The 4022-nt window shown below is 59.4% G+C and carries 2 protein-coding genes; both read right to left on the reverse strand.

Annotation, left to right across the window (positions count from 1 at the left end):
* A partial coding sequence (locus H5U08_RS12020) for a tetratricopeptide repeat protein (protein ID WP_297033324.1) occupies positions 1-2295 on the reverse strand: 2295 nt, incomplete at its 3' end.
* Positions 2296-2640: 345 nt separating this feature from the next.
* Entirely contained in the window at positions 2641-3768 is a 1128-nt protein-coding gene (locus H5U08_RS12025) for a peptidyl-alpha-hydroxyglycine alpha-amidating lyase family protein (protein WP_095413753.1), read from the reverse strand.
* Between the last annotated feature and the right edge of the window lie 254 nt (positions 3769-4022).

The following is a 4022-nucleotide window of genomic DNA, read 5'->3' on the forward strand; positions in this document are numbered from 1 at the left end:
ACCTGGCGCGTCCGCGGCTTCCGGGGACCCTTCTTGCACACTGGCCAGCCGGATAATACCTCGTACATTGACAACCTGCCCGGGACGGTAAATCGGGCGATCCGTGTAGATCAGCCCCCGGTCGGTCAGTCCCCGCGCCGGCGCAATCCCATCGAGGCTCAACTCGTTGCTGGCGACATGCCCGTCTGCAATCGCCAGAACGCTCACATCCTGAGAAGAAGGGCCCGGCAGCCGTCCCAGATAGATTCCTTCTTCGTTGGTCCGCACTTCCTGGAGTTGCCCGTCACCCGCGGCGACAAGCAGGCGGACACCCGCCCAGGGCTTGGTTTCGCGCATGTTCTCGGCGAACACGAACAGCTCATCGCGGGACGATTTGACAATGAGATCGAGGTCGCTCTGGAGCAGCAGGGTGGTGACCTCCAGCGTCTGACTGCTGATATTGACCGCGGCCACCCCGGCCTTTTCACCTCCAGGCAAGGCCACGGGTATGAACGTTTCCAGCTCGACATACGGCTTGTAATTGGGAATTGTGACTTCGCGCTTCTCGTCGGGATCAATGAGCGCCAAATCCAGGTGCTCAACTCCCTGCAAGCTGCGGTATTTGCGGAAATAGGCCTCCGGATCCAGCCGATAGATGGCAACGGTCACTTTTTCGATGTTGCGGGTGACGAGCCGGATCTTCGGTGTTTCATCGGACCGATACACTCGCACGGTCTCCGCCACCAAGGTCCGCGCCGTCAGCCTGGCCATGGCGTTTTCGGCCGCAGGCGCCATAGGTCCGGTGACTTTGCGGTAGTACTCGAGTGCCTTTTCGGCGTCGAGGAGTTTTTCCTCGTACACCTGAGCGATGGCGTAGATCGCGTTTTGGCCCCACGTGTTTTCGGGATACTTGTCCGCCAGTTGCTGCCAGCGGCGGATAGCCTCCTCGTAATTCCTCTGTCTGAGGGCAATCGTCCCCAACGTGAAGAGAATCTGCGGTGCCCGACCGTCCAACGGATGCGCCGCCAGAAATTTGCGGAAAGCTGTTTCGGCCTCGGGATACTTTTCCGCCACGTACAGACTCGCTGCCTCCTGATATTCGGCGTCAATGATCAGCGTTTGGGCCTCACTCCACCGGGGGTGTGTGGGAAACTGTTCAACGAAGGTTCGCCAGCTCTCGATGGCTTGGGCGAAACGCTGCTGGCGGAGATACACCGTTCCCAAAAGAAAGATCGCCTCCGCCCGCTCGGGGCTTTTTTCCGCCCGGGGATCGGCCAGGAATTCCGTGAGGACTTTTTCCGCCTCGTCCCAGTGGTGGAGGTGTGCGTATCCCTGAGCCATTTGCAGATAGGCGGCTGGCACCCGCCTGTCCTTGGGAAAGCGCTCCAGAAACTGTCTCAGATAGTTGACGCCCTGACTGAGGTCCTCATCCGTGTTTGGTGATGGCATGTCCCGGGTTTCGGCCAGACGAAACGCCGCCGTGGCGACTTCCTCGCTGGGTTGATCGCCAAACTTGCTGAGTAAATCCTCCCAGACCCGGCGGGCCTCTATGCTGCTGCTCATCGCCAGCAGGACTTCGCCCAAATAGAGTCGCGCCTGGATCTCGCGCACATCACCAGGAAATCGTTGGAGAAAGGCGCGATAAGCCGTCACCGCTTGCGCCCACTCCCACGCCAGATGGTGGCACCGGGCAATCTGAAAGGCAATCCGCGCCTGGAGAGACGGGCTGGGATTCACCTCCAGCGCCTTGGTGTAAAACTCCCGTGCTTTGCTATAATCCGGTTTTTCTTCCAACGGATTGGTGGGCTGAAAATACCGGTCGGCAAATTCAATATAGATGGTGGCCAGCTCGTCACTGCGCGCGGGTGAGAGGACACGCTGAGCCTCGTCGCGATAGATGGCCTCGGCTGCGGCAAAATCGCCCTTGCGTGCCAAAGCGAGCGCCTGCCCAAAACGAAACCAGTACCGCCACGCACTTTTCGGGAAATCCTTTTCTGCCTGTCGAAAGACCTCCACCGCCGCGTCGTACTGTTGCTGAAGATAGAGTGCCCGACCTTTCAAATACACGAGATAATCCGGTTGCGCGGGTTTTCGGGCCAGTTCCTCGTCGATGAGGTGTACCGCCTGATCGTAACGGTGGTCCTGGATCGCCTCGGCGATGGCACGCGGCACCGCGGGCAAACCGGCAAGGCGTTCCAGCCGCACCTCGGGAGCTTCCGAAGAGGGGGACTCCGCCCCAAGAAGAATGGTTGCTCCGCACAGCACCAGCACACTGAACAGCAGACCACCGGCCAGATAAGAGTTCATCCGCAGCATGGCCGACACTCCCTTCTGCGCTCGGGCAAATGTGTTTTCCGAAAAGGAAAAGCGGCTGACATTAATCAATTATGGCACACAGGTGGACAGGGCAGATGCACCTGCCCCCGCGTCCTTCGACCTATGGGAAACCCCTTGGAGGGGGTCGCTTCCGCGCAGACCGGCCACCGCGGCCCCGGTGATGGCGAATGAACCGTGTCTTGTAACGGCTCTTCTTGCGGTATTGGTGATGCAGCCCGCTCGGCCGCGGCTCGACATTGTTTAGACGCAGAAAGCTCGCCGCTCGTTCCCGCTGACTGCGACGCGGGAAGACATTCCCGGCCCGGGGTTCTCTCGGGAGGGGAATCACTCCTGCGGTTTGGGACGAAACGGGACGGACCACCCGGGGGCTTTGCGGACGAACTTCTGCACCCGCTTGCCGATAATATCGCAGGCATAAATGTTGCCTTGGGAGTCGAGAGCGATCCCATGGACCCAGTTCAGTTCGCCGGGTTTTTCTTTGCCATCTTCGCCCTTGGGAACCGTCCAGAGCTGGCGCAATCGGCCGCTGGGATCAAATCGCATGAAAAGCTGGTCCTTGGGGGGACAGCTCAGCACTTCGTCGGTTTCCCGCCATTCCATGGGTGAACAGCCGCACACCCAGATCTGGTCATCCGCGGTGACCCAGAAACCCCAGGGAACAAGGAGGTCCTGCCATACGTCGAGCAACTTCCCCGACTGGTCGAAGACCTGTACCCGGGCGTTGTTGCGATCCGCCACGTAGAGTCGGCCTTGGGAATCCACAACGATGGCGTGAGGGAGATTAAATTCTCCCGGCTGCGTGCCCATCTTGCCCCACTCGCCCACATATTGGCCTTCGGCATCGAAGTGGACTACCCGCGCGTTCCCGTAACCGTCCGTCACGAAGACATGGCCTTCCGGCGTGATGGCCATATCGGTGGGCTTGTAGAAATGAGTCTTGTCGCAACCGGGCTCGCCGGGGGTTCCCAGGATGCGGAGGATCTTGCCCTTTTGATCCAGTTCATAGACCGCATGATTGCCCACATCGCACAACCACACGTGTCCGCGATGGTCGATCTTGATGCTGTGGGCGAGCATTCCTTGGAGATACTTGCCGAAGACTTCCTCTCCCCAGGTGAAAAGCAATTTTCCCGTTGCCGCGTCATAAACGTGGACAGGGGGAATGGCTCGGGTGTACACCCACACCCGATCTTGTTTGTCCACAAAGACGGATGGCGTTTGCCCCCATACCAGACTTTCCGGTTTCTGGGGCCAGGTGGGATCGACAAAGTAGCATGTGGAGAGCGTGACCCGCGGATAGGGGACCTGCTGGGCCAGATTGGGGACGTTCTGTTCGCGAGAGGCGGTCTGTTCAGCGGCAGGGGTCGCACCGATTCCGCTCAATAAAATGATCAGTCCCAGAGTAGTGGCGGCCTTCCGGACGCAGCGCAACAGGGTAGGGGCACATCTCATGGCACAAGCTCCCTGAAAACCGACTTATTGTTCCGCGGTCGTTTCCAAAGTTGCCGTCATTGTGGTGGAATTGAAAGGAAAAGTAAAGCGCGGGAAGAAGGAACCTATCCCCACTTTTTGGAAGGATGGTGAGAAGCGATCACGGGCCGCGAGCCTGGCGGTGTTGGGACCCTGAGCATGTGCCGAAGTTTATATCTGGAGTGCGGGGCTTTAGCCCCGCTTTCGGCGCGGGACTTCAGTGCCCGCCGAAGGCA

It is taken from the genome of Thermogutta sp. (assembly GCF_014359955.1).
Lineage (GTDB): Bacteria > Planctomycetota > Planctomycetia > Pirellulales > Thermoguttaceae > Thermogutta.